This window comes from Kitasatospora sp. NPDC088861 (genome assembly GCF_044750105.1).
GTDB lineage: Bacteria > Actinomycetota > Actinomycetes > Streptomycetales > Streptomycetaceae > Kitasatospora.
In genome coordinates this window covers 1-22,580 of record NZ_JBIVJF010000033.1, presented here as the reverse complement: position 1 = coordinate 22,580, position 22,580 = coordinate 1, and the positions used below count along the sequence as shown (strand labels likewise).

The 22,580-nt window shown below is 71.6% G+C and carries 19 protein-coding genes and 1 pseudogene; 15 read left to right on the top strand and 5 right to left on the bottom strand.

Annotated elements, in window-relative coordinates:
* Nucleotides 1–174 precede the first annotated feature (174 nt).
* Nucleotides 175–768, top strand: a complete 594-nt coding sequence (locus ACIP37_RS33200) for a DinB family protein (RefSeq protein WP_400811900.1) — start codon at nt 175–177, stop codon at nt 766–768.
* A gap of 183 nt (nt 769–951) precedes the next feature.
* Here ACIP37_RS33200 and ACIP37_RS33195 read toward each other — a convergent pair whose 3' ends face one another.
* The gene (locus tag ACIP37_RS33195) at nt 952–1,401 is read right to left on the bottom strand and encodes an ATP-binding protein (RefSeq protein ID WP_400811898.1); all 450 of its coding nucleotides are present in this window, start codon (nt 1,399–1,401) and stop codon (nt 952–954) included.
* 126 nt (nt 1,402–1,527) lie between these two features.
* Here ACIP37_RS33195 and ACIP37_RS33190 point away from each other — a divergent pair, with 126 nt between their 5' ends.
* From ACIP37_RS33190 to ACIP37_RS33165, 6 genes are all read left to right on the top strand, one after another.
* Nucleotides 1,528–2,010, top strand: a complete 483-nt coding sequence (locus ACIP37_RS33190) for a MarR family winged helix-turn-helix transcriptional regulator (RefSeq protein ID WP_363588420.1) — start codon at nt 1,528–1,530, stop codon at nt 2,008–2,010.
* Nucleotides 2,011–2,148: 138 nt separating this feature from the next.
* Complete coding sequence (locus ACIP37_RS33185) at nt 2,149–3,387, top strand: cytochrome P450 (RefSeq protein ID WP_400811896.1); 1,239 nt, start codon at nt 2,149–2,151, stop codon at nt 3,385–3,387.
* Between the two features lie 66 nt (nt 3,388–3,453).
* Entirely contained in the window at nt 3,454–3,687 is a 234-nt protein-coding gene (locus tag ACIP37_RS33180) for a ferredoxin (RefSeq protein WP_363588424.1), read from the top strand.
* A complete protein-coding gene (locus tag ACIP37_RS33175; protein ID WP_400811894.1) occupies nt 3,684–4,916 on the top strand; it encodes an NAD(P)/FAD-dependent oxidoreductase in 1,233 nt (410 codons plus the stop codon). Before ACIP37_RS33180 ends, ACIP37_RS33175 begins: the two co-directional genes overlap by 4 nt.
* A gap of 189 nt (nt 4,917–5,105) precedes the next feature.
* Nucleotides 5,106–5,339, top strand: coding sequence for a hypothetical protein (locus ACIP37_RS33170; protein WP_400811892.1), 234 nt, complete (start codon nt 5,106–5,108; stop codon nt 5,337–5,339).
* 259 nt (nt 5,340–5,598) lie between these two features.
* Entirely contained in the window at nt 5,599–6,267 is a 669-nt protein-coding gene (locus tag ACIP37_RS33165) for a Type 1 glutamine amidotransferase-like domain-containing protein (protein WP_363588430.1), read from the top strand.
* A gap of 279 nt (nt 6,268–6,546) precedes the next feature.
* Here the strand turns inward: ACIP37_RS33165 and ACIP37_RS33160 are convergent, their stop codons facing one another.
* Nucleotides 6,547–7,449, bottom strand: a complete 903-nt coding sequence (locus tag ACIP37_RS33160) for an alpha/beta fold hydrolase (protein ID WP_363633305.1) — start codon at nt 7,447–7,449, stop codon at nt 6,547–6,549.
* Between the two features lie 438 nt (nt 7,450–7,887).
* On the opposite strand from ACIP37_RS33160, the gene ACIP37_RS33155 reads away from it, so the two are divergent.
* The 4 genes from ACIP37_RS33155 to ACIP37_RS33140 all read left to right on the top strand — a co-directional run bounded on the left by ACIP37_RS33155 (nt 7,888) and on the right by ACIP37_RS33140 (nt 11,018).
* Complete coding sequence (locus ACIP37_RS33155) at nt 7,888–8,745, top strand: NAD-dependent epimerase/dehydratase family protein (RefSeq protein WP_363633307.1); 858 nt, start codon at nt 7,888–7,890, stop codon at nt 8,743–8,745.
* A gap of 126 nt (nt 8,746–8,871) precedes the next feature.
* Complete coding sequence (locus tag ACIP37_RS33150) at nt 8,872–9,750, top strand: LysR family transcriptional regulator (RefSeq protein WP_400811889.1); 879 nt, start codon at nt 8,872–8,874, stop codon at nt 9,748–9,750.
* A gap of 389 nt (nt 9,751–10,139) precedes the next feature.
* Nucleotides 10,140–10,754: a TetR/AcrR family transcriptional regulator gene (locus tag ACIP37_RS33145; protein WP_400811887.1), complete on the top strand. Its 615-nt coding sequence runs from the start codon at nt 10,140–10,142 to the stop codon at nt 10,752–10,754.
* A gap of 90 nt (nt 10,755–10,844) precedes the next feature.
* Nucleotides 10,845–11,018: a hypothetical protein gene (locus ACIP37_RS33140; RefSeq protein ID WP_400811885.1), complete on the top strand. Its 174-nt coding sequence runs from the start codon at nt 10,845–10,847 to the stop codon at nt 11,016–11,018.
* A gap of 100 nt (nt 11,019–11,118) precedes the next feature.
* On the opposite strand, the gene ACIP37_RS33135 is transcribed toward ACIP37_RS33140, so the two are convergent.
* Nucleotides 11,119–13,092, bottom strand: coding sequence for a hypothetical protein (locus tag ACIP37_RS33135; RefSeq protein ID WP_400811883.1), 1,974 nt, complete (start codon nt 13,090–13,092; stop codon nt 11,119–11,121).
* A gap of 268 nt (nt 13,093–13,360) precedes the next feature.
* Nucleotides 13,361–14,449 (bottom strand): polyprenyl synthetase family protein, encoded by a 1,089-nt coding sequence (locus ACIP37_RS33130; protein ID WP_400811881.1) that lies wholly within the window; start codon nt 14,447–14,449, stop codon nt 13,361–13,363.
* 246 nt (nt 14,450–14,695) lie between these two features.
* Between ACIP37_RS33130 and ACIP37_RS33125 the strand changes: the two genes are divergently transcribed.
* Complete coding sequence (locus tag ACIP37_RS33125) at nt 14,696–16,021, top strand: hypothetical protein (RefSeq protein WP_363588444.1); 1,326 nt, start codon at nt 14,696–14,698, stop codon at nt 16,019–16,021.
* A 376-nt stretch (nt 16,022–16,397) separates the two neighbouring features.
* Here the strand turns inward: ACIP37_RS33125 and ACIP37_RS33120 are convergent, their stop codons facing one another.
* The gene (locus ACIP37_RS33120; protein ID WP_363633315.1) at nt 16,398–17,177 is read right to left on the bottom strand and encodes a hypothetical protein; all 780 of its coding nucleotides are present in this window, start codon (nt 17,175–17,177) and stop codon (nt 16,398–16,400) included.
* A 1,086-nt stretch (nt 17,178–18,263) separates the two neighbouring features.
* Here ACIP37_RS33120 and ACIP37_RS33115 point away from each other — a divergent pair.
* The 3 genes and pseudogenes from ACIP37_RS33115 to ispG all read left to right on the top strand — a co-directional run bounded on the left by ACIP37_RS33115 (nt 18,264) and on the right by ispG (nt 22,438).
* Nucleotides 18,264–19,265, top strand: coding sequence for a 4-hydroxy-3-methylbut-2-enyl diphosphate reductase (locus ACIP37_RS33115; RefSeq protein WP_400811878.1), 1,002 nt, complete (start codon nt 18,264–18,266; stop codon nt 19,263–19,265).
* Between the two features lie 94 nt (nt 19,266–19,359).
* Nucleotides 19,360–21,278, top strand: a pseudogene (locus ACIP37_RS33110) (1-deoxy-D-xylulose-5-phosphate synthase).
* Nucleotides 21,275–22,438, top strand: a complete 1,164-nt coding sequence (gene ispG / locus ACIP37_RS33105; protein WP_400811876.1) for a flavodoxin-dependent (E)-4-hydroxy-3-methylbut-2-enyl-diphosphate synthase — start codon at nt 21,275–21,277, stop codon at nt 22,436–22,438. Before ACIP37_RS33110 ends, ispG begins: the two are co-directional and overlap by 4 nt.
* Nucleotides 22,439–22,580: the final 142 nt, after the last annotated feature.

Below are 22,580 nucleotides of genomic sequence, written 5' to 3'. Positions count from 1 at the left end.
GTCGGCTTTGACGTGGATGTCCCACCCACGGGTGGCCGCGCCGCATGTAGTGACAGCGGCGGGGAGAGAGCATCGGTGTGAATGATGATCTGCCGACGGATCTGTGGGATCGGGAACTCAACGAGCTCTTCCTGCGAATCGGGATTGTCGGCAGGTGATGCGAGACTCGGCCCCATGAAGCCCAACGACCCCAAAGACGACCTGCACCGCTACCTCAAGGCGGCCCGCGAAGCCATCATCTGGAAGCTGGACGGATTGTCCGAGTACGACGTCCGGCGCCCCCTGACGCCGACCGGCACCAACCTCCTCGGCCTCGTCAAGCACCTCGCCAGCGTCGAACTCGGGTACTTCGGCCCGACGTTCGGCCGCCCGCACAACGAATCCCTCCCCTGGCACGAGGAGGGCTCCGAGCCCAACTCGGACATGTGGGCACCCGCCGACGAGTCACGCGAGGACGTCCTCGGCCTCTACCACCGCGCCTGGGCGCACGCGGACGCGACGATCGAGGCGCTGCCGCTCGATGCGATGGGCCGCGTCGCGTGGTGGGGCGACGACGGCGACGTGACGCTTCAGCGGATCATGCTGCACATGACGGCCGAGACGAACCGTCACGCCGGCCACGCCGACATCGTCCGCGAGCTGATCGACGGCAAGGCCGGCATGCGGGAGACCAACAGCAACATGGACGGCGGCGACGAGGCCTGGTACCAGGAGTACTGGAACAGGCTGGAGGCGTCCGCCAAGGAGGCCCAGGCCAAGCCGAGCTGAGCTGAGCCGAGCCGAGCTGAGTTCGTTCGGGGAGGTAGGGGCTTGCCGGGGTAGCTCGTGTTGTCGCCTACCTCCCCACCCGGTGCCGCAGTTGTCGCAGAGCGCCCACCGCAGAGTGCGCGCCACTGGACTTCCCGCCCGAGGTCCACCACCGCTCCCTGGACCGCTCCCAACGTCGGTCGGTCAGGCCGCGGTGGCGACGTCGGCCCAGTGGACGGCGTGTCCGAGCTCCGCGCGGTCGCCGTGCGCGACGGTGAGCCGGTCGATGATCTGCAGCCCGCGGCCGTGCTCACCGCAGGTACAGCTGGCCGCCCAACCGCCCTGCGCGGCCGCAGGGCCTCCGTCGCAGACTTCGATGTGCACCCGCCGGGCGCCCTGGGCGCGGCTCAGTCGGAGGTGCAGTGGAGGTTCGGCGTGCTCGACGGCGTTGGTGACGAGTTCCGAGACGGTCAGCAGCACCGAGTCGGCCGCATCGTCGGCGACCCGCCACCCTGCGAGGACCTCTTGGGTGATCTTGCGGGCGTCTCCGGCGGCTTCCGGGCGGTGCGCCAGGGCCCAGGCGTGGCCCGATGGCGGCGAGCGCCGGGCCATAACCGGCCATGGGGAGATGTCCGGGGCGTAGGTGCGGATCACGGTCATCACCTTCTTCCGGCGTCGCGGTGGCGCCTTGGCTGTGACCAGAACCCCTAACGATCCACTTCCCATCTATATCACTCAGATATATAGACAGTCAATATAGATGAGTGATATAGATGAGGTATGGATGGGACACCCGAAGAGGGTCTCCAGGAGGTGGCGGCGGCACTGAACGAGCTGGCCACCGGGCTGGTCAGGCATCTCCTGTCGGACCGGCAGGGCATGAGCCTGACCACCGTCGCGGCGCTCGGCCGGCTGGAGCGGGAGGGTCCGATCCGGCTGACCGCGCTGGCAGCGGCGGAGGGCATCGCCCAACCGTCGATGACCGCGCTGGTACAACGACTGGAACGCCAGGGCCTGGCGTCGCGGATGGCGGATCCCGAGGACGGGCGTGTCTGCCTCGTCGCCATCACGGATGCCGGGCACGAGCTGCTGGCCGAGCGCCACCGCGCGCAGCGAACCCGGGTGGCCGGCCTGCTGACCGCGCTGCCCGATCAGGACGTGCAAGCGCTGAGCGAGGCCATGCACGCGGCCTTGCCCATCGTCCGCCAGCTGCTCCGGGAAGTCCCGTCGCCCCGCACCACCCGTGGCGGAACGGCTTCCTGAACCCTCGGGGCACCCTCTTCGACATCTCCTCCCGCAGGCGGCAGGACCTGCTCCGCTGCCCCGTCTCGCGCCCCGCGCGCGCCGGGCCCCGATCCCGCCACCTGCCCTCCTATCGGACTTCCGAAAGGGCGGAGAACCATGAGCACCATCTCGGCATCCGGCACCGACGTCCCGCCGGCGGAGGTACCGGACTACCCCATGACCCGGGCAGCCGGCTGCCCGTTCGACCCACCGCCGACCCTGCACACCCTGCAGGAGCAGGCCCCGATCAGCCGGGTGCGGCTGTGGGACGGCAGCACCCCGTGGCTGGTCACCCGCTACGAGGACGTGCGGACCCTGCTGGCCGATCCGCGGATCAGCTCGGAGAGCACCCACCCGCACTACCCCCACCAGAGCCCGGCCACGAAGGAGCGCCGCAGGCAGTCACGGACCTTCATCACCATGGACGATCCGGAACACGCCCGGCTGCGCCGGATGGTCACCGCGACCTTCGCCATCAAGCAGGTGGAGGCACTGCGGCCGACCGTTCAGAAGATCGTCGACGACCTGATCGACGCCATGCTCGCCGGGCCCAAGCCGGTGGACCTGGTCCAGGCGTTCGCGCTGCCGGTGCCCTCACTGGTGATCTGCGCGCTGCTCGGCGTCCCGTACGCCGACCACGACTTCTTCCAGGCCAACAGCAGGCTCCTCGTCAAGCGCACCACGACCCCGGAGCAGGCACGGGCTGCCACCCAGCAGCTGACCGACTACCTGGACCGGCTGATCGGCGACAAGCTCGCTCACCCGACCGACGACCTGCTCTCCGCCCTCGCCGAGCGGGTCAGGGGCGGCGAACTCTCCCGGCACGAGGCGGCCAACATGGGGATACTGCTGCTGATCGCCGGGCACGAGACCACCGCGAACATGATCGCGCTGGGCACCCTGGCCCTGCTGCAACACCCCGACCAGCTGGCCCGGCTGCGCGAGAGCGACGATCCGAAGCTGATCGCCTCGACGGTCGAGGAACTCCTGCGCTACCTGACCATCGTGCACAGCGGACGGCGCCGCGTGGCCCTGGCCGACATCGAGATCGGCGGGGTCACCATCCACGCCGGCGAAGGCGTCGTCCTCGCCAACGACATCGGCAACCGCGACCCCGCCGCCTTCCCCGACCCCGACCGGCTCGACGTCGCCCGCAACCCCCGCCACCACGTGGCCTTCGGCTTCGGCGTCCACCAGTGCCTGGGCCAGCCGCTGGCCCGGGTCGAGCTTCAGGTCGTCTACGGCACCCTCTACCGCCGCGTCCCCGCCTTGCGGCTCGCGGTCGATCCGGACCGGATCCCGTTCAAGCACGACGGGAACGTCTATGGCGTCTACGCGCTGCCCGTCACCTGGTGAGCGCGGACGAGTACCGTGCGGACGAGTGCCGTGCGGACAAGTGCCGTGCGGACAAGGAGGATTCCGATGAAAGTCATCGTCGACCAGCACAAGTGCGTCGCCTCCGGCCAGTGCGTACTGACCGCGCCCGAGGTGTTCGACCAGCGTGAGGAGGACGGCATCGTCGTCCTGCTCACCGAGACCCCGCCCGACCACCTGATGGGCGACATCCGGCAGGCCGCCGTCCTCTGCCCGGCCCAGGCGATCTGGGTGGCGGAACAGGAGAAAGCGGAACAGGAGGAACAGGAGGGCGAACAGTGAAGCGGATCGTCATCGTCGGGGCCTCGGCCGCGGGCCTGACCGCGGCCGAAACCCTCCGCCGCCGGGGCTGGGACGGCCACCTCACCCTGATCGGCGACGAGCCCCACCCGCCCTACGACCGGCCACCGCTGTCCAAGCGGATCCTGACGGGTGATTGGCCCGCCGAGCGAGCCGTCCTGCGCTCCCCGCACGAGCTCGCGCGCTTGGAGGCCGACCTGCACCTCGGACAGCCCGCCACCGCCCTCGACGCCGCGGGGCACCGGGTACGGCTGGGCTGCGGCGAGAACATCCGCTTCGACGGTCTGGTCATCGCCACCGGGGTGACCCCCCGGCGCCTGCCCGGCACCGATCTGGCCGGGGTGCACGTCCTGCGCACGCTCGACGATGCGCTCGCCCTGCGAGCCGCGCTGCTCGCCGCGCCCCGGGTGGTCGTGGTGGGCGCCGGCTTCCTCGGCACCGAAGTCGCGGCGGCAGCCCGGGCCATGGGCCTGGAGGTGACCGTGGTCGAGCCGGAGCCCGTCCCGGTGCGCCGCCCGTTCGGCGAGCGCATCGGCGCCCTCGTCGCCGACCTGCACCGCGCCCACGGGACCCGTCTGCGCTGCGGGGTCCCGGTGCGCCGGCTGCGCAGCGCAGACGGCCGGGTGACCGGGGTCGAGCTCGGCGACGGCACCACGCTGCCGACCGACCTCGTCGTCCTGGCCGTCGGCGCGACCCCCGCGACCGGCTGGCTGACCGGCTCGGGCCTGCGCCTGGGGAACGGGGTGGTGTGCGACGCGTGGTGCCGGGCCGCACCCGGCATCTACGCCGCCGGCGACGTCGCCTCCTGGCACAACCCCCACTTCGGCACCCGCATCCGGCTGGAGCACCGGATGAACGCCACCGAACAGGCCGTCGCCGCGGCCGGCAACCTGCTCGGCGACGCCACCCCGTTCGCCCCCGTGCCCTACTTCTGGACCGACCAGTACGACACCAGGATCCAGGCGTACGGCATCTTCCCGCCCGACGCGGACCTGCGCATCCTCTCCGGCGACCCGTCCAACGGCCACTTCACCGCCGCCTACGGCCACCGAGGAGTGGTGGTCGGCGTGCTCGGCTGGAACGCCCCCCGCGAACTGCGCATGCTGCGCCGGCTGGTCGTCGAGCGCGCGCTCTGGACCGCCGTCACGGACACCGGGCTGTGTCCCCCACTGACGGTCGACCGTTGTGGTGACTGGACTCCGACAGCCTGATCAACTGGACCACCCTGCCCGAGGACACGGTGTACGAGGGCGGGCAGCCCGGGCGCTGGGTGAAGACGCAGCGGGCCGCCCGGCCGGACCTGGAGGCGGGCTGGAGTCGTTGCCCGGCGTTACAACTGTGGACGCGGCGGCGACGGCTCGGCCGACGCGGCCGGCGCCCCGGCCGGGACCGGCCGCGCCGTGCTCGCCTCGGCCGCGTTCGGCTTCGTGTCGGTGCTGCTCAGCCCGCTGTGGCCGCGGACCGTCTTCCCATTCCTGCTGAACTCGATCGGGACGGCGGTTCTGGTGGTCTGGGTCCTGATCGCCGCCTCCCACCTGCGGCTGCACGGCCGGCAGCAGCGCACGGACGGGCCGGAGGCTCCTCCGAGGGGTCCCAGCGAACCGGACATCCGGACATCCCGCAAGGCCGGGTAGTTATCGACTTCGGCTCGTCAGGGTGACCTGTCCCGAATCGCCTGGCGGGCTCGCTGTGGCGGCTGTATCCGATGTTGTGTGAGGTATGCGGATGGGGGCGGGCCGGCCGCCGCGGGACGGGTGCGCCGGGAGTCGGTCCGGGCCGGGGGGCGTTGCGCAGCAGGGGTGGCCGAGCCAGCCGCTCGGTTCAGCAGGGATGGCGGCGGTGACGAACGCCCAGTGGATTGCGCGCGCCTGGCAGCCGTGATTGGCTCGCCCGGTGAAGCTTCTGTTGACGGCGAGCGGCCTGCGTAACGCGACGCTGCGGGATGCGCTGCGGGACCTGCTGGGAAAGCCGTTCGGGTCGGCGAACATCGTGTACGTGCCCACGGCATCCGTCGCCGAGCCCGGTGACCACGGGTGGTTCGTCGCGGATATGAGCCGACTGCACGGTCTCGGCTGGCGGGAGTTCGACGTCCTGGAGCTGAACGGCCTGCCTCGGCAGATGGTGCTTGACCGGCTGTTGCACGCCGATGTCGTTTACGTCGAGGGCGGCAGTCACTACCATCTCGCGCGCAGCATCACCGGCAACGGTCTGGCCGAGGGCTTCCTGGAAGTGCTGGAGAGCCGGGTCTATGTGGGGGTGAGTGCCGGATCGATGATCTTCAGCCGGAATCTCACCGAACATTCCGCCGACGTCATCGGGGATGCTGCGGACCTGCACGTGCTCGGCGCTACGACGGTGGAGCCGCCCTTCGGTCTCTTCGACTGGTACCTGAAGCCACACCTGTACTCGCCGGACTTCCCGGAGCGGGATGACGCCTGGGCTGACCGCATCGTCGAGCGGGCGGACTTCCCGATCTACTTCATCGACGACGACACGGCTGTTCGCGTCAGCGACGACAAAGTAGACGTCATCTCCGAAGGCCGGTGGCGGTTTCATCCGTGACTCAACGCGCGATGCCGTGCCTCCGTGCCTGCCCCCGGTCGGCGCACGTCAAGCGGTTCCGGTCCAACTTCTGGGCGCTGTCAGCCCGATCCCCCGGCACGTGTCGTCACCGGGCACGGGCAGCGCCACGCCCGAGTGCCTGAAGCCCGCCCTCACGTACATGGCCTCGGCGCGGGAGTCGTCCTCGTGGACGAACAGCCGGACGCGCTCTATCCGGGGTTCGGCGAGCGACCACGACCATTGGACACCTGAGCCACGGAGGGGGTGCGGCGGGCCGGTTCATAGGTGCTCGGCGAACCAGTCGCGGGCGGCGGTGGCGGCGATGTCGAATCCGTGACCGGTGTAGGCCGCGAAGTGACCGCCGGGTACGAACACGATCTTCTTCGGCTCGGCGGCCGTCTGGAAGGCGGCGGCGGCCAGATTGCCGCCGGTCAGGCTGTCGTCCTGGCCGACGATCACGAGCAGCGGCGTCGGTGTGATCAGCGGCAGGTAGGAGCCGGGCTCGTAGCCCCGGAGCAACTCCAGGCTGCGCAGGGTGACTTCGCTGTGCCATTCGGGGGCGAGCCGTTCGTGGGCGTCGGTGAACCAGGCGTGGGCGTCCGGGGTGGGGATGCCGGTCACCTGTGCGGGGTCCTCGCCGATCACGGGGATCATGGCGGGAGAGTGGCCGGCCGCTCGGGCCCTCCGGTCGTCGGAGAAGATCGAGGGGTTGACGACCCGGTTGTTCTCTCGGGCGACGTTGGCGAAGGTGGCGCGTCCGCTGATGAAGGGAGCCTGCCCGCTGACCGCCTTGACCCGCTGGTCGATCGCGGCGACGACGAACGCGTGTCCGCCGGAGAAGCTGCTGCCCCACACGCCGATGCGGTCCGGGTCGACCTCGGGGCGGTTCTGGGCATACGTGACGGCGTGCTGGTAGTCGTGGATCTGCTCCCAGGGGTCGATCTCGTAGCGGGGCTTCCCCGGAGCTGCGTCCGAGTCGCCGAAGCCGCGGTTGTCCCACACCACGACGGCCAGACCGGCGGCGGCGAACACCTCGGCGAAACGGTCCAGGTACATCCTGCGGGTGGCGGACCAGCCGTGCGCCATGACCACGCACGGGGCCGGAGCGGTGCCCTGCTCCGGCTCGTAGAACCAACCGCGCAGCGTGACGCCCTCGGCGTCGAACTCGATGTCGTGTCGCATGCTCTCGCTCAGCCTTTCCGTTCGAGGAGGTCGACTGCCGGCGCTGTACCTCCGGCGATCAGGACACAGGTCCCGCCCGGTCGTCTCCCTCCGCCTCCACCCTGCGGGTGGCACGCGGGCCACGTCCAAGACCAGTTCCGTGCGCTGTGATGCCTTCGCGGGACGACCGCTCGTGGCGTAGTCACCACCACCCATCCACCCGGCCGGCGTCGTCACCGCGGCCGGCCGCCTCCCGCCCCGCCGTTCGCAGGACTGCCGATCGCGGTCGCGCTTGTCCCGCCCCTCCGCCGCTCATGACGGGGGCGCTCCCCGGGCGGCTTTGACCGCCTCCTCGACCGTGATGCTCGGACGGCATCACAGGCGCCGGAACAGGTCTTGGACACCGGTGCCGGCGCCGCCGCAGGCTGAAAGCGATCCCGAAACGAGAGGAACAACGTCATGAGGGTCTTCGTCACCGGCGGTTCCGGCTACATCGGCAAGGCGACCATCGACGCGCTGACACGGCACGGCCACACCGTGCGCGCCCTGGCCCGCAACGAGCACGCTGCCCGGACCGTACGGACGCACGGGGCGGATCCGGTCACGGGCAGCCTGGCCGACCTGGGCGTGCTCAATGAGGCGGCGGCGCAGGCCGAAGCCGTCATTCACCTCGCCCAGGCGGCCACCGGCGCGGAGGACCTCGCCGCCGCCACCGCGATGCAGGACGGCATCGGCGCCGGCCCCTACGTGCACACCAGCGGTACCTGGGTCTACGGCGACACCAACGGCGTCGTCGACGAGGACGCCCCGTGGGATCCACCGGCCCTCGTCGCCTGGCGCCGCCCCGTCGAGGATGCCGTCCTCGCCCGCGCCGCGCGCGGAGGTCGTCCCGTCGTGGTCCGGCCCGGTCTGCTGTACGGCGGCGACAACCGGCTCATCGATGCCTTCTTCACCCGTCCGGGCATGGTGGCGGGTGCCATCGCCTACATCGGAGACGGCTCGCAACACTGGGCTCTGGTCCACGTCGACGACCTCGCGGAACTGTACGTGGCCACGCTGCGTGCCCGGCCCGGCGCCGTCTACGCCGGCGTCGGAGGAGTCGATCCCACGGCCCGGGAGTGCGCCGAAGCCATCAGCCGAGGAGCGGGTCTCGGCGGCAAGACCGTCTCCATCACTCTGGAGGAGGCACGCGCGGCCATGGGCGCCTTCGCCGACGCCTTCGCCCTGGACCAGCGACTCACCCCGGCGCGCGCCCGCGACCAGCTCGGCTGGACCCCGAAGCACACCGACCCGCTGACCGTCCTCGCCCAGGGCTGATCCACGCCCCCGGTGGCCGGTCCCCTCGCCGACCGGGGGAGCTGCCGCCGGGAGCGGCACCCCGCTGGATCCAATGGGGTATCACGAGGCGTACGGACACCGATCAGGACGGGACACGGCAACGGTATGGACATCGACCTGCGGAAACTGCGGTACTTCGCGGCGGTCGCCGAGGAACTGCACTTCGGCCGCGCCGCCGAGCGACTGCACATCGCCCAGCCGGCCCTCTCCCGCCAAGTGCGCGCGTTGGAGAACGACCTGGGCGTCACGCTCTTGCGCCGCGACCGCAGGGGCACCGTCCTCACGCCCGCCGGAGCCCAGCTCCTCGACGATGTGGGCCCGCTCCTCGCGGCGGCCGAGGCCATGGTCCGCCGGGTCACCGCCGCCGCCACCGCCACACGGGTCTTCACCGTCGGCTTTATGCCCGGTATCACCGTCACCCCCGCCGTGCGGGCGCTCGCCGCCCGCCATCCCGGACTCGACGTCCGGCTACTGCGCACCGGCTGGGAGGACCAGGTCGAGGTCCTGCGCGACGGACGGGCCGACGTCAGCATCGTGCGTCTGCCGATCGATCAGAAGGGGCTGCGCGTACTGCCGCTGTTCAGCGAACCGCGCGTCGTGGTGCTGCCGACCGACCATCCGCTGGCCGGCGGGCCGGCCCTCACCGTCGCCGACCTTGCGGGCGAGCACCTCCTCCAGGACCCGGACGCCGTACCGGAGTGGCGCGACATCGCGCAGGAACTGCGCACCGGCGAACGCTCCGACGTTCCACCCATCCACAGCGTCGAGGAAAAGCTCGAACTGGTCGCCGTCGGCGCGGGCATCTGCGTGATCCCGCTGTCCACTGCGACCTTCTACACACGCCCCGACGTCGTCGCCCGGCCAGTCGAGGGCCTCGGCCCGGGGCAGGTCTGCCTGGCCTGGCCCGCCACCCGCCATTCCCGGCTCATCCACGACTTCACCGACGTGGTACCTGCCCTGGCACCACCGCCCACCTCGCCATGACCGCCACCCCACACGAACCTGCCGCCATCGCCGCCCACCGAGGAGCGGGCCACGTGAGGGACGCACCACACGGGGCCACTCGACCGCTGTCGCCGCGCGGTGCCGTCGGCAGCGCGCACTCGCGGGCCTCGGCGTCCTCTCCTCAGCAGCGTTCCGGAGCCGGGAGGCTCACACCACGGAAAGGAGGAGCCAGCCTTCACCGCCTCGGTCCTCGCCCGCGCCCGCCGCATCCGCCGCCAGGCCCCGTCCATCCGCAGCCGGGCGAGATCGCCGGCCACCTCTCCGCGACGCCTTCGGCCGACAACGGCTCTTCCCTACCGGCCGGGGCACGCCACCACGCGCCCCGGCCGTCCGACGCCGTTGCGCCGCCCCTTGGATAGGCTGCCGCAATGGCCCTCGACTCCCCCCGACTGCTGCGCGCCGACGCCGCCCGCAACGCGGAAAAGATCATCCGGGCCGCCCGGGAGGTCTTCACCGAACAAGGCCCCGACGCCCACCTCGACGACGTGGCCCGCCGGGCCGGCGTCGGAGCCGCCACACTCTTCCGCCGCTTCCCCGACAAAGCCGCGCTGCTGCGGGCCGTACTCGACGAGCGCTTCGGCGAGAACGTCCGCCCCGTCATCCAGGCTGCCGCCCACGACCCCGACCCCGCCTCCGGAATGGCCCACGTCCTGGAAGCAGCACTGGAATCAGTGGCCGGCGACTACAACGTGCTGGCCGCCGCCCGCTCCGCCGGCGTCCTCACCCCGGCGACCGGACAGGAGTTCTTCACCGCCCTCGACGCCCTCCTGGCACGCGGTCAGCACACAGGCGCGATCCGCGCCGACCTCGTACCCGACGACCTCCACCGCATCGTCATCATGCTGGTCTCCGTACTGTGGACGATGGAACCCCGCGAAGACGGCTGGCGCCGCTACCTGGCCCTCGTCCTCGACGGCCTCACCCCCACCGGGGCCCGCCCGCTGCCCTGCCCCGCCCCCGCACTGCACACCCGCACACCCTGACACCGAGACGGATGCCGGCCACCCCGCTGTACCGGGGTTGAGCAGCTCCGCAAGGAGTTCGCCGAGGGCAAGGCGGGCGAAACCGTCGGTGTGCGTCTGCGTGGTGTCAAGGGCGACGGCGTCGAGTCGGTCTCGCCGGGACACACCGCCCAGGTGGAGGTCACCCTGACCAAGCCCGTCGCGATGGAACACGGTCTGCGGTTCACCATCCGCAGGGGCGGCAGGGCCATCGGCGCCGGGGTCGTGTCCAAGATCATCACTTAGGGCCGGACGAGCGGCGAAGCGGACCGGGCGCCGGAGGCAATGACCGGCGCCCGGCGAGCCAGCGTGTCCCCCACACGGTCTGGCCGAGACCCGATCCACTTCACGAAGTCGGCGCCTGCACCGCTTCGCCCTGCTGAGGGCAGCAGGCCAGGCCTGTGCCGTCGATCAGGCGGGCGTAGGGGTTGTGGCCTGCGAGCTCGATGGCAGTGGTCACGGCGCCGTACAGTGACCGCCGCAGCGCGAAGCCGAAGGGGCCCTGATCATAGGTTTTGCTGACGATGTGCTGGTAGTCGATGTTCAGATGAGCATCGCTTTCGCCCGTCGGTGCTGCTAGGGCGTGGGAACCTGCGATGAGGTTGGTCCAGACGCGGCTGACGAGCTCTGCCAGTTCTTCCACGACGTCTGGGTCGGGGGCGTTGCTCGCCGTGCTCATGCTGGGATGCGTGGCGATGAGACGGAACAGGTCACGCCAGCGGTCCGCCATCGACCGCAAGGCGGGCCCGTCGGTCAGGCACGCGGCTTGCTCGATGATGTCCCGGGTCAGCGCGGTGCAGCGTTGGCCGACGGGGTGCTGGGTCTGGTCGGTGGCGAAGTAGCGCCGGGTCGCACGGTGGGCGAGTGCCTCGGCCCACGTGGTGTCGTCCGGTTCGGGCGCGGTACGCCAGAGCGGTGTCCAGGTCGGGGAGTACATCATGTTGCCGGGCGGGAGCACGGTGGTGGCGGTGACCCTGGCTGCTTCCTGTGACGGGAGGAAGGAGCCGTTGGTGTGCGGGGCGGTGTGGGACAGCGCCGCGAGCTGGCGCCGGAGGAAGTAGCGGGGGGTGAGCGCGAAGTAGACGCACGCGCCCATGGCGATCTCTGCCGCCACCTGGTGGCCGTCGTGTCCGCAGTCGCAGGCGATCGCCTCGTCGGTGGCCGCGGCGAGGGCGTCGGCGAAGCCCATCAGGTTGCGGCCGTCTCCGCTCGCCAGTGCCAGGTGAAGCTCGTTGAACGCCTCCTTGGCACCGTAGTCGTGGAGTAGATCGACGCTGTCGTTGTAGTAGAGGGGGCCGTTGATAGCGCGGAACATCCTTCCGCATCGGTCACTGCCGGGGAAGTATCCCCGGTCGGTGGACAGGTGCCGGTAGGGAGCCCAGCCGACCGTGAGGCGAAGGATCGCCGGCAGGTCTCCGTCCCACCAGCGTGCGACCAGATAGTCGGCTGGTGCGGGGGCCGAGGCGGGTGGGACAACGGCGCAGGGGCCGGCGGCCGGAACAGCGTTCAGGAGTTCCGTCCGTATCTCCTCTTTCATCTGGATGACCGCACAGGTGACTGTGCTGTCCCGGAATGCCTGTTGGGCGGCGCTCCCGCTGAGGCAGGCGATGCCCTCACTGCTCGCGTCGATGTACGGCTCCAGCCCGACGGCTCCGCTGTCGTCGGGTGCGTCCGGGTAGTCGATCCCCATGCTCGCAGCCATCAGCGAGGCGCTCAGGTCGGGAATGCGCCAGTCCGTACACCGGATGGTGACATCGGCCTGGAAGGCTCCCCAGAGGTCCCGTACGGCCATCGCTTCGAGAGAACGCCGCTCGGGCTCGGCTCCCCGGCGCAGGTACTCTTCCGCCACCTCGGCGACTTCGCCGCCCTTACCGGGAATGATCCCGCACAGCTCGGCGAGTGCTCGCGCCGACTCGGATGAACGGCCGTCCCACAGCCTGTCCTTGGCGAACAGGACGACCTTCCGCGTCGTGTCCCCCACGGCGCTTGAGGCCACCGACTCCCGGAGTTCGCGCGACCTGGTCACCGCGATGGCCGACCAGCTCATCCGCTCGCCCTCCGGGTGCACCTCCATCCGCGGAGACTGGTAGGGGACATAGGCGGGCGCTGTGGCGATCCGCAGGACCGTATCGTGCTCCCGTTCCCCATGAGGCGCCCCGGCATGACTCTGCCGGTGGACGTCGTCCGGGTCGGTGCTGTCGTCTTCCGCGGCGGACCCGACCCGTAGGCCCGACAGCAGCTCAGCGGGCCTTGATCCCGCAGGGACCAGACCGGCAGCCTGAGCGTTCCAGTACACGGATTCCTGGGTGTCTGTGGTCACGGCTACTTCTCCTTGGACGTGATCTGCGGTGCGCGCGCGGCAGAGCGAACTGCCGGTGCTGGTACGTGTTGGCGATGGGCTCCGCACGGCCGTAGCCGTGGTGAGAACTCGGTTGGCCCGGTCACGGAACAGGTGGATCAGGTGCTCGATTTCGGTGCTCCGCACGGCCTGAGCGACCTCTCCCGAGGGCCCGGACGGTGGGACCCACACCAGCCCGGCAGTCACAGGGGCGGCCAGGACGGGCGGTCGCCTTCCGGTGCGACTGCGCTCATGTGGTCCTCTTCGTCGCGGCCCGTGCGAGTTCGCGCAGGGTGGCGGCCACGGCGGGCGGGATCGTGCTGCGGGAGAGGGCGTGGTCGGCCTGCGCGCAGCGGGCCCGGATCATCTGCTCGACCATGTCGCGGGCGCCGGTGGCGGTGATGACGCGTCGGGCGTCCTCGGCCTGCTCCTCGGTCAGGTCGGGGTCGCCCAGGAGCCGGCGCAGCCGGGCGACCTGGTCCGGGGTTGCGAGTTTGAGGGCGAGGGCTGCGAGGGTGGTGTGCTTGCCGTCGCGCAGGTCGTCGAGGGTGGGCTTGCCGGTGCGGTCCGGGTCGCCGTAGACGCCGAGGAGGTCGTCGCGCAGTTGGAAGGCCTCTCCGAGGGGGAGGGCGAAGTCGCTGAGGACGGTGCGCAGTTCGTCGTCGGCTCCGGCGAGGGTGGCACCGATCTGCAGGGGGCGTTCGCAGGTGTACTTGGCGGTCTTGTAGTGGATGATCGCCAGTGCCCGGTCGACGTCGTCGGTGGGGTGCCCGGTGGAGGCGAGGTCGAGGTACTGGCCGTACATGACCTCGGTGCGCATGGCGTCGATGAGCGGCAGGATGCGGACGAGCCGGCCCGGGGTGAGGCCTGCGGTGTGGAGGAGTTCGTCCGACCAGGCCAGGGCGAGGTCGCCGACCAGGATCGCGGAGCCGACCCCGAGGTCGTCGGCGGCCGCCTCGCTGCGGCCCTCGCGTTGCAGGGTGGCGAGGGCACGGTGGACGGTGGGGTGGCCGCGGCGGGTGGTGGAGCGGTCCATGATGTCGTCGTGGATGAGGGCGAAGGCGTGGAACATCTCCAGCGACGCCGCCACCCGCAGTACCGGCCGCGGATCGCCTTCGCCACCCGCCGCGCGCCAGCCGGTCACGCACAGCAGGGGGCGCAGGCGTTTGCCGCCGGAGGAGAGGAAGTCGTGCAGGATCCGGGGAATCTCCCCGGGCAGGTACCGCGCGGTCGCCGCACGGGCCTTGGCGGTGAGGAAGCCGTCGAGGATGCCGTCGACCTGGGTACGTACCACTGTCAGGTCGGGTGATTCGGAGCCGAGGGTCCTGGCCGTCATCATGCTTCTCCGTTCGGTACACCGGTTGCCGCCCCGGCCGAGTGGTGCTCTCACTCCGGGGGCGCACGAAGGGCTTTTCACCGGGGCGCTTGCCAGACCTGCCTGGCTGCGCCCACAGTGTGTCCAGTAAGCCCTGGCGAGCCGCTTCGACGTAACTCTGCTTAGCGGCAGGGTTGTTGAACCTCTCGTCGTGTTGAACGCCCCGCACCCGCCCACGACGTCGCTTCCGCCGCGACCACGAGGTTCACCGTGAGTCCCCGAAACACACCCAATCCCCGTCTGCGGGCTCTGCTCGACGAGACAGGCTGGACCAACGAGCAGCTCGCCCGAGCCGTCAACGCCGTCGGCAGCCTTCGCGCCCTGCCCCTGCACTACGACCGCACCTCGGTCGCGCACTGGCTCCTCGGCTCCCGCCCCCGCCCCGAAGTGGCCGACATCGTCTGCCACGTCCTGTCCGACGCCCTCCACCGCGCGATCACGCCCCAGGCCGCCGGCCTCTCCCCCTCCGCCGCCACCGTCGAGAAGCCCACCACCCCGGACATCGCCGTGCGGCTGGAGCAACTCGGTGCCGCCTCGGCCGTCAGCCCCCGCACCCTCCGCCTGATCCCCTACGACCCGACCCTGCGGTCGCCCGTGGCTGTCGCACCCTCGCCGCGCCCGAGCGGTAGAACGCGGGTCAGTACCGCCCACGTCCAGGCCGCGAACCTGATGGCCACCGTGTTCGCCGACGCGGACGACATGTTCGGCGGTGCCCGGACCCGCCCGGCCCTCACCACCTACCTGGCCACCGACATCGCACCCCAACTCACCAGCCCCGTCGGCGCCACGCTCCACCGGCAACTGCGCCAGGCCGCCGCCGACCTCGCCTACCTCACCGCCTTCACCTGCTTCGACGAGCACCTCCACGGCGCCGCGCAGACCTACTACCGCATCGCCGCGGAGCTCGCCATCGAGGCCGCCGACCCGCTGCGGCACGCGATCGTCCTGCGGCAGATGAGCGTCCAGGCCAACCACATGGGCGACCGCGCGCAGGCCCTGAACCTGGCCCAGGCCGCGGCGGCCGACGTCACCAGACTCCCACCGGGTTCGGCCGCGTTCATCACCGGGCAGCTCGCCGTCACCCTCGCCGCTTCCGACCGGCGCCGCGAGGCGTTCACCCAACTCGACCGGGCGCAAAGCCTGTTGGACGACGCCCAGGACGAGCACCGGACCACCGGCGGTTACCACAGTGCCGCCCTCAACCACCAGCGGGCCGAGGTCTTCGCATCAACCGGCGACGTCTCGCGAGCATGCGCCGTTCTGTCCCACTCCCTCACCCGCAGGCCGTCCGACGAGCGCCGGGCCCGGGCCCTGACCACCGCGCGACTCGCCGAACTCCTCCTTCAAAAGGGACAGTTGGAGGAAGCCTGCCAGCACTGGCACGCCTTCCTGCACGACTACCCCCATCTGCAGTCGGCCCGCGCCACCGCGGCCCTGCACACCATGCGCGGCCGTCTGCGCAGCTACCAGCGCGTCCCGGCCGCCGCCCAGCTCCTGCGCCACCCCATCCACCACGAGGACTGCCGGATCCCTTAGGTCCTGTCCGGCTGATCTTGGCGGATCGGCCCGCGGCTCTCCCGGCCGGAGGCTTGGGGCGGATGCCCGGCATCGCGGGCCCGGCAGGATCGGCCGGACAGGGCCTGGTCGGCCCTGGTCCGCCGCGCCTTCAAGCCGGTCGTATCCGACGGTTCGTTCGGCGCGCTCGGCGGGTGCCTCGCCTCAAGCGTCGTCCGAACGCTAATCGGGGTACGGACGCCACCCTGCCGCCGGTGGTGGTGTGTTGGGTGGTGACAGCGGTGGGCCCGGCGCCGGAGAGGGCGTGGAGGATCCGGGTCAGCAGCGCGGGATCGGTCGTGCTGGTGGCGGTGACCCCGATGGCGGCGGTGTGCCGGAGCCATTCGGGACGGATGTCCTAGGGACTGTGGATGAGGCGGGCCGGAGCGCCCGCCTCCTCGACGACCCGCAGGGCCTCCCGGGTCTCGGGCTCGTCGAGCAGCCCGGCGATCAGGACGGTGTCACAGCTGTGGGCCAGGCGCTGCAGGGTGTGCGCGCGGTCGTCGGCCGCATGGCAGTAGCTGGCGGGGTTCTGCGGAAGGACGTGTCCGAAGCGGGCACGTACGGTCTCCGTGATGACTTCGGCGTCCTCGACCGGCCGCCCGGGGGCGATGACGACGGCGACCCGTGCCGGGTCGGGCACGGGCACCGCCATGGCATGTTCGAGGTTCTCGAGGACCTTCACCTGCCCGGGTGCCGCCTGGGCGGTCAGACCGGGAGTCACCGCGTCGGTGGACCGTCCGGCGACCAACACGGCCTCGCCGCCGGCGACGAAGGCCCGGATCTGCGCGTGGAGGTCCGCGACCTTCCCGCAGGTCGCGTCGACGACGGTGACACCGCGCCCGGCCAGTCCGGCCCGGACCTCGGGCGTGGCGCCGGCCGGGCCGATCACGGCCACCGCGCCCGGAGGGACCTGCTCCGCCACGGCGACGGACACCACCCCTCGCGCCCGCCACCGGGCCGCCACCAGGGCATCGACCGGCACACCGCCCACCACCGCCACCGGCCCCGCCGTCCCACTGAGTACGGCGTCGACCTCTTCACGGGCCCGCACCGCCCCTGCACACAGCGGTGCGACGCCGGCCGACACCAGCCGCCTCGTGCGCAGCACCGCCGCCCAGTTGTCCAGTGCGCGCACGGCTTCCTCCGAGGGGGCATCCGCGCCTGCGGAGGTCACCACCGCCAGCCCGACCACGGCACCGTTTCGACCTACGTAGGTCACCGCCCGCACCGCCCCGCCACCCCCCGCACCCGCACCCGCACCCGCACCCGCACCCGCACCCGCACCGAGTTCCTGCCAGGGCGGATCCCCTGTCCACAACGAGGTTCCAACTGCCCCGCCGGTCGCGGTCAGGCCCGCGGGCACGGTGAGACCCGTCGCCGTGGCGGAGTCCGCAGGCCGAAGCGCCCCGGCCCCGCCGCAGGTCGGGACGGGAAAGTCCTGGTAGCGGACCCGCAGCCCGGCGCGGCGCAGAGCCCCGGCCACGAGTTCGGCTCCACGGCAATCGACCGGACCCCGCAAGGGGTGGTGCAGGAGGGTCGGGACCAGGGCCTCGTCCGGGCGCAACGGCCCGACGAGAACGGCCCATTGGTCTTTTCTGAGCGTTCTCTTCACTGCGGTTCTCTCCCTGCCCACGCGTCAGTAGGACGCCGGACAGAACGGGATCCGCACACGGGAATCCCCGGCGTTGAACACGTACTCTGACGCCCCGGCACCCGGCGCCTTCACAGCGACAACGCCCATCCGCCCCGCGCCCACCCGAACGGCCGTTGGCCTCACTCGAAGGTACTGAAGGTTCCCCGAGACGCCCTGGACGGCCGACTACTGGGGCAAATTTGTTCCCATATACGGCAGTTCGGAGTCGTTCAAGGTCGTTCAACACGGCAGGAGGTTCAACAAGCATGCCATGAAGAAGAGTTACGCCGGATGACCTGGCTGGGGCTCACTGGACACACGTGAGCGTTCCCCGGCAGGTTCAGCGAACGCCTCCGCCGCAGGTCCTCTGCTCACCCATGCGTGAGTGCGCCACCGAGCCGGCGCGGACAACCGGGGCAGCGGGCCCGAAGGGCCTCCCCCGCCCGCCGGCCGCACGGACCTCGCGGACCCGACCATCCCTCAGGAGAGACTGATGCCCCTACTGGTCCGTACCGATGCGGCGGGCGCCCTGCACCGCCCCGCCGACACCACACCGCTCGCCGTCCTCGCACGTGGCCGGGTGTCGCGGTGACGGCCGAACCCGACCGCACCCCCGCAGCCGCACCTCCTCCGCCGCCCGCCGCCCGGCGGCACAGGACGGTGGTTCTCGCCTCGCCGCGCTCGTTCTGTGCCGGGGTGGAGCGCGCGATCGACACCGTGGAACGGCTGCTGGACGCCCCGGACCGGAACGGGCCGGTGTACGTACGCAAGCAGATCGTCCACAACGCCCACGTCGTGGCGGGCCTCGCCGCCCGGGGAGCGGTGTTCGTCGAAGAACTCGACGAGGTACCGGCCGGTGCCACGGTCGTCTTCTCGGCCCACGGTGTGTCACCTGAGGTCCATGCCCAGGCCGGTGCCCGCGAGCTGACCGTCGTGGACGCGACCTGCCCGCTGGTCACCAAGGTCCACTCCGAGGCCAGGCGCTTCGCCGCTCGCGGCGGCACCATCGTCCTGATCGGGCACGCCGGGCACGAGGAGGTCGAGGGCACCCTGGGTGAGGCCCCCGCCTCCATCGTCCTGGTCGAGACCCCCGCGCAGGCGGCCGCTCTCCAGGTCCCCGACGGGACCCGCGTCTCCTACCTCACCCAGACCACCCTGGCCGTGGACGAGACGCGCGAGGTCGTCGACATCCTGCGCCGCCGCTTCCCGGCCCTGCGGGAGCCCCCGTCGGACGACATCTGCTACGCGACCACCAACCGGCAGCTGGCCGTGGCGGAAGTCGCGGAGCGCTGCGACCTGGTCCTGGTCATCGGCTCGGCGAACTCCTCGAACTCGGTGCGGATGGTGGAGGTCGCCCGCCGCGCCGGTGCCGAGGCGCACCTCGTCGAGGACGCCGACGGCATCGACCCGGCCTGGATCGAGCGCGCCGGCACCATCGGTCTGTCCGCCGGAGCGTCCGCCCCACCGGCCCTGGTGACCGGTGTGATCCGGGCCCTCCACCGGTGGGGGCCGGTGACGGTCGTGGAGCACACCGCCGCGGTGGAGGACATGTACTTCGCGCCGCCGGCCCCGGTCCGGGAGCGCCCGTGAGCACTCCTCGGTTCCGACTGTCGGTCACCGTCCACGGCGATCGGCGCGCCACAGCCACCATCCACTTCGTCCGCTTCGAGAAGGTGTTCACCCCATGACGGCCATCGACCCTCCATCCCGAGCCGGGGAGACCCGCCCCACCACCGAGGAGAAGAGCAGACGCACCGCCACCGGTACCGGGGTGCCCCCCACCGCTCACGGACCACTTCCCCTCCCCGGAACCCCGGCCGCCCTGCGCGCCCTGCGCCCCGGCCGACTCGACCGGCTGGCGGCCGGGATACGGGACCTGCTCGTGGACCGGGTGTCCGCCACCGGTGGCCATCTGGGCGCGAGCCTGGGTGTGGTGGAGCTGACCATCGCCCTCCACCGGGTCTTCGACTCGCCGCGTGACGCGATCCTGTTCGACACCGGCCACCAGTCCTACCCGCACAAGGTCCTCACCGGACGCGCCCGGGAGTTCGCCACCCTGCGCCAGCAGGGCGGGCTGTCCGGCTACCCGAGCCGGGCCGAGTCCGCGCACGACTGGATCGAGAACTCCCACGCCTCCACCGCCCTGGCCTACGCCGACGGCCTGGCCAAGGCCTTCCACCTACGAGGAGCGGCACGGCGGGTGGTGGCGGTCGTCGGCGACGGCGCGCTCACCGGCGGCCTGGCCTTCGAAGCCCTGAACAACCTCGGGGCCGCCGGGCGCCCGGTCATCGTCGTGCTGAACGACAACACCCGCTCCTACGACCCCAGCGCAGGTGCACTGCCCGCCCACCTGGCCCGGCTGCGCGAGAGCGCCAGGTCACACCGGACCGCAATGTCTTCACCGACCTCGGGTTCGCCTACCTCGGCCCCGTCGACGGCCACGACACCCCCGCGCTGGAGACCGCACTGCGCCGCGCCGCTGCCCTCGGACGGCCGGTCGTGGTGCACGCCGTCACCACCAAGGGGAAGGGCTACGCCCCGGCCGAAGCCGACACCGACGACCGGATGCACGCCTGCGGAGTCATCGACCCGGCCACCGGCCGCCCCCGCACCACGGGCAAGCCGACCTGGACGTCCGTCTTCGCCGCCGAGCTCGCCGCCCTGGGAGGCGAGCGCGAGGACCTCGTCGCCCTCACCGCGGCGATGCGCCTGCCGGTCGGGCTCGGCCCGTTCTCCCGGAAGTTCCCCGACCGGGTCTTCGACTCGGGGATCGCCGAGCAGCACGCCGTCACCTCCGCCGCCGGGCTGGCGATGGGCGGCCTGCACCCGGTGGTGTGCCTGTACGCGACGTTCCTGAACCGGGCCTTCGACCAGGTGCTGATGGACGTGGCGCTGCACCGGCTGCCGGTCACCTTCGTCCTGGACCGGGCCGGGGTCACCGGCCCCGACGGGCCCTCCCACCACGGCCTGTGGGATCTCGCGGTCCTGGCCCGCGTCCCGGGCATGCGCGTCGCCGCGCCCCGTGATCCGGCCCGGCTGCGGGCCCTGCTGCGCGAGGCGGTCGAGTCCGGCGACGGCCCGAGCACGGTGCGCTTCCCCAAAGCCGCCGCCGCGGCCGACATCGACCCGCTGACCACCATGGACGGCATCGACGTCCTGCACCGCTCCCCACACGCGCCCCTGGACGTGCTGCTGGTCGCGATCGGCACGACAGCCGGCGCCTGCCTGGAGGCCGCCCGACTCCTGGCGGCCCGGGGCATCGGAGTGACCGTGGTCGACCCCCGCTGGGTGGCCCCGGTCAACCCCGCCCTCGTCCATCTGGCCGGACGCCACCGCATCGCCCTGTCCGTGGAGGACGGGGTCCGCGAGGGCGGCATCGGAGCCCTCCTCGCCCAGCACGCCACCGACGCCGGGGTCACCGTGCCCGTTCACGCCCTGGGCCTGCCCACCCGGTTCCTGGCCCACGGTGAGCGCGGCGCCCTCCTGTCCGCCGCCGGGATCAGCGGTCCTGCCATAGCCGACACCGCCCGCCGCCTCCTGGAGCACGGCGCCCCCTCGGCCGCCTCCCTGCCGGCACCATCCTCCACACGGAGCACGTCATGAACAGCGTCGACCTCCCCGACCCCACCCCGCCCGGCCGTCGCGGCCCCGGGCCCGCGCCCGGTGATGGACCCGTTCTCGCGGCCCGCCGCCACTCCCGGCAGATCCACGTCGGCAGGGTCCCCGTGGGCGGCGGAGCACCGATCCCGGTGCAGACCATGACGACCACCCCCACCACCGACATCGACGCCACCCTCCAGCAGATCGCCGAGGCCACCGCAGCGGGCTGCGACATCATCCGCCTCGCCGTCCCCTCCGCCGACGACGCCGCCGCCCTGCCCAGGATCGTCGCCAAGTCGCCGATCCCCGTCATCGCCGACATCCACTTCCAGCCCCGCTACGTCTTCCAGGCCATCGACGCCGGCTGCGCCGCGGTCCGCGTCAACCCCGGCAACATCAAGAAGTTCGACGACAAGGTCAAGGAGATCGCCCGGGCCGCCGGCGCGGCCAAGGTCCCGATCCGGATCGGGGTGAACGCCGGCTCCCTGGACCCGCGCCTGCTCGCCAAGCACGGCAGCGCCACGCCCCAGGCACTGGCCGAGTCCGCGCTGTGGGAGTGCTCGCTGTTCGAGGAGCACGGCTTCACCGACCTCAAGATCGCCGTCAAGCACCACGACCCGCTGACCGTCATCGCCGCCTACCGGCTCCTCGCCGCCGGCTGCGACTACCCCCTGCACCTGGGCGTCACCGAAGCCGGCCCCGCGTTCCAGGGCTCCATCAAATCCGCCGTCGCCTTCGGTGTCCTCCTCGCCGAAGGCATCGGCGACACCATCCGGGTCTCCCTCTCCGCACCGCCCGCCGAGCAGGTCAAGGCGGGCTGCCACATCCTCTCCTCGCTCGGGCTACGCCCGAGGAAGCTCGAAATCGTGTCCTGCCCCGGCTGCGGACGCCTCCAGGTCGACATCCACCGCCTCGCCCAGCGGGTCGAGGCCGCCTTCGAGGGGTTCCCCCTCCCCCTGCGCGTCGCCGTCATGGGCTGCGTCGTCAACGGCCCCGGGGAGTCCCGGGAAGCCGACATCGGAGTCTCCTCCGGCAACGGCAAGGGCCAGATCTTCGTCCGGGGCCGGGTCGTCGCGACCGTCCCCGAAAACCGGATCGTCGAACGTCTCCTGGAAGAGGCCCTCAAGCTCGCCGAACACCAATCCACCGGGTCTCCCACGTAGACCGCCCGAAGGAGCAGAGTCCCATGGCCACTCCGAGCAAGCCGATTCGCCGACTGGACCGGGTGATCATCCGTTTCGCCGGTGACTCGGGTGACGGCATGCAGCTCACCGGTGACCGGTTCACCTCGGAGACGGCGTCGTT

Coding starts and splice junctions, on each gene's coding strand:
- ACIP37_RS33200 (WP_400811900.1), top strand. CDS start 175: ATGAAGCCCAACGACCCCAAAGACGACCTGCACCGCTACCTCAAGGCG.
- ACIP37_RS33190 (WP_363588420.1), top strand. CDS start 1,528: ATGGATGGGACACCCGAAGAGGGTCTCCAGGAGGTGGCGGCGGCACTG.
- ACIP37_RS33185 (WP_400811896.1), top strand. CDS start 2,149: ATGAGCACCATCTCGGCATCCGGCACCGACGTCCCGCCGGCGGAGGTA.
- ACIP37_RS33180 (WP_363588424.1), top strand. CDS start 3,454: ATGAAAGTCATCGTCGACCAGCACAAGTGCGTCGCCTCCGGCCAGTGC.
- ACIP37_RS33160 (WP_363633305.1), bottom strand. CDS start 7,449: ATGCGACACGACATCGAGTTCGACGCCGAGGGCGTCACGCTGCGCGGT.
- ACIP37_RS33155 (WP_363633307.1), top strand. CDS start 7,888: ATGAGGGTCTTCGTCACCGGCGGTTCCGGCTACATCGGCAAGGCGACC.
- ACIP37_RS33150 (WP_400811889.1), top strand. CDS start 8,872: ATGGACATCGACCTGCGGAAACTGCGGTACTTCGCGGCGGTCGCCGAG.
- ACIP37_RS33145 (WP_400811887.1), top strand. CDS start 10,140: ATGGCCCTCGACTCCCCCCGACTGCTGCGCGCCGACGCCGCCCGCAAC.
- ACIP37_RS33130 (WP_400811881.1), bottom strand. CDS start 14,449: ATGATGACGGCCAGGACCCTCGGCTCCGAATCACCCGACCTGACAGTG.
- ispG (WP_400811876.1), top strand. CDS start 21,275: ATGAACAGCGTCGACCTCCCCGACCCCACCCCGCCCGGCCGTCGCGGC.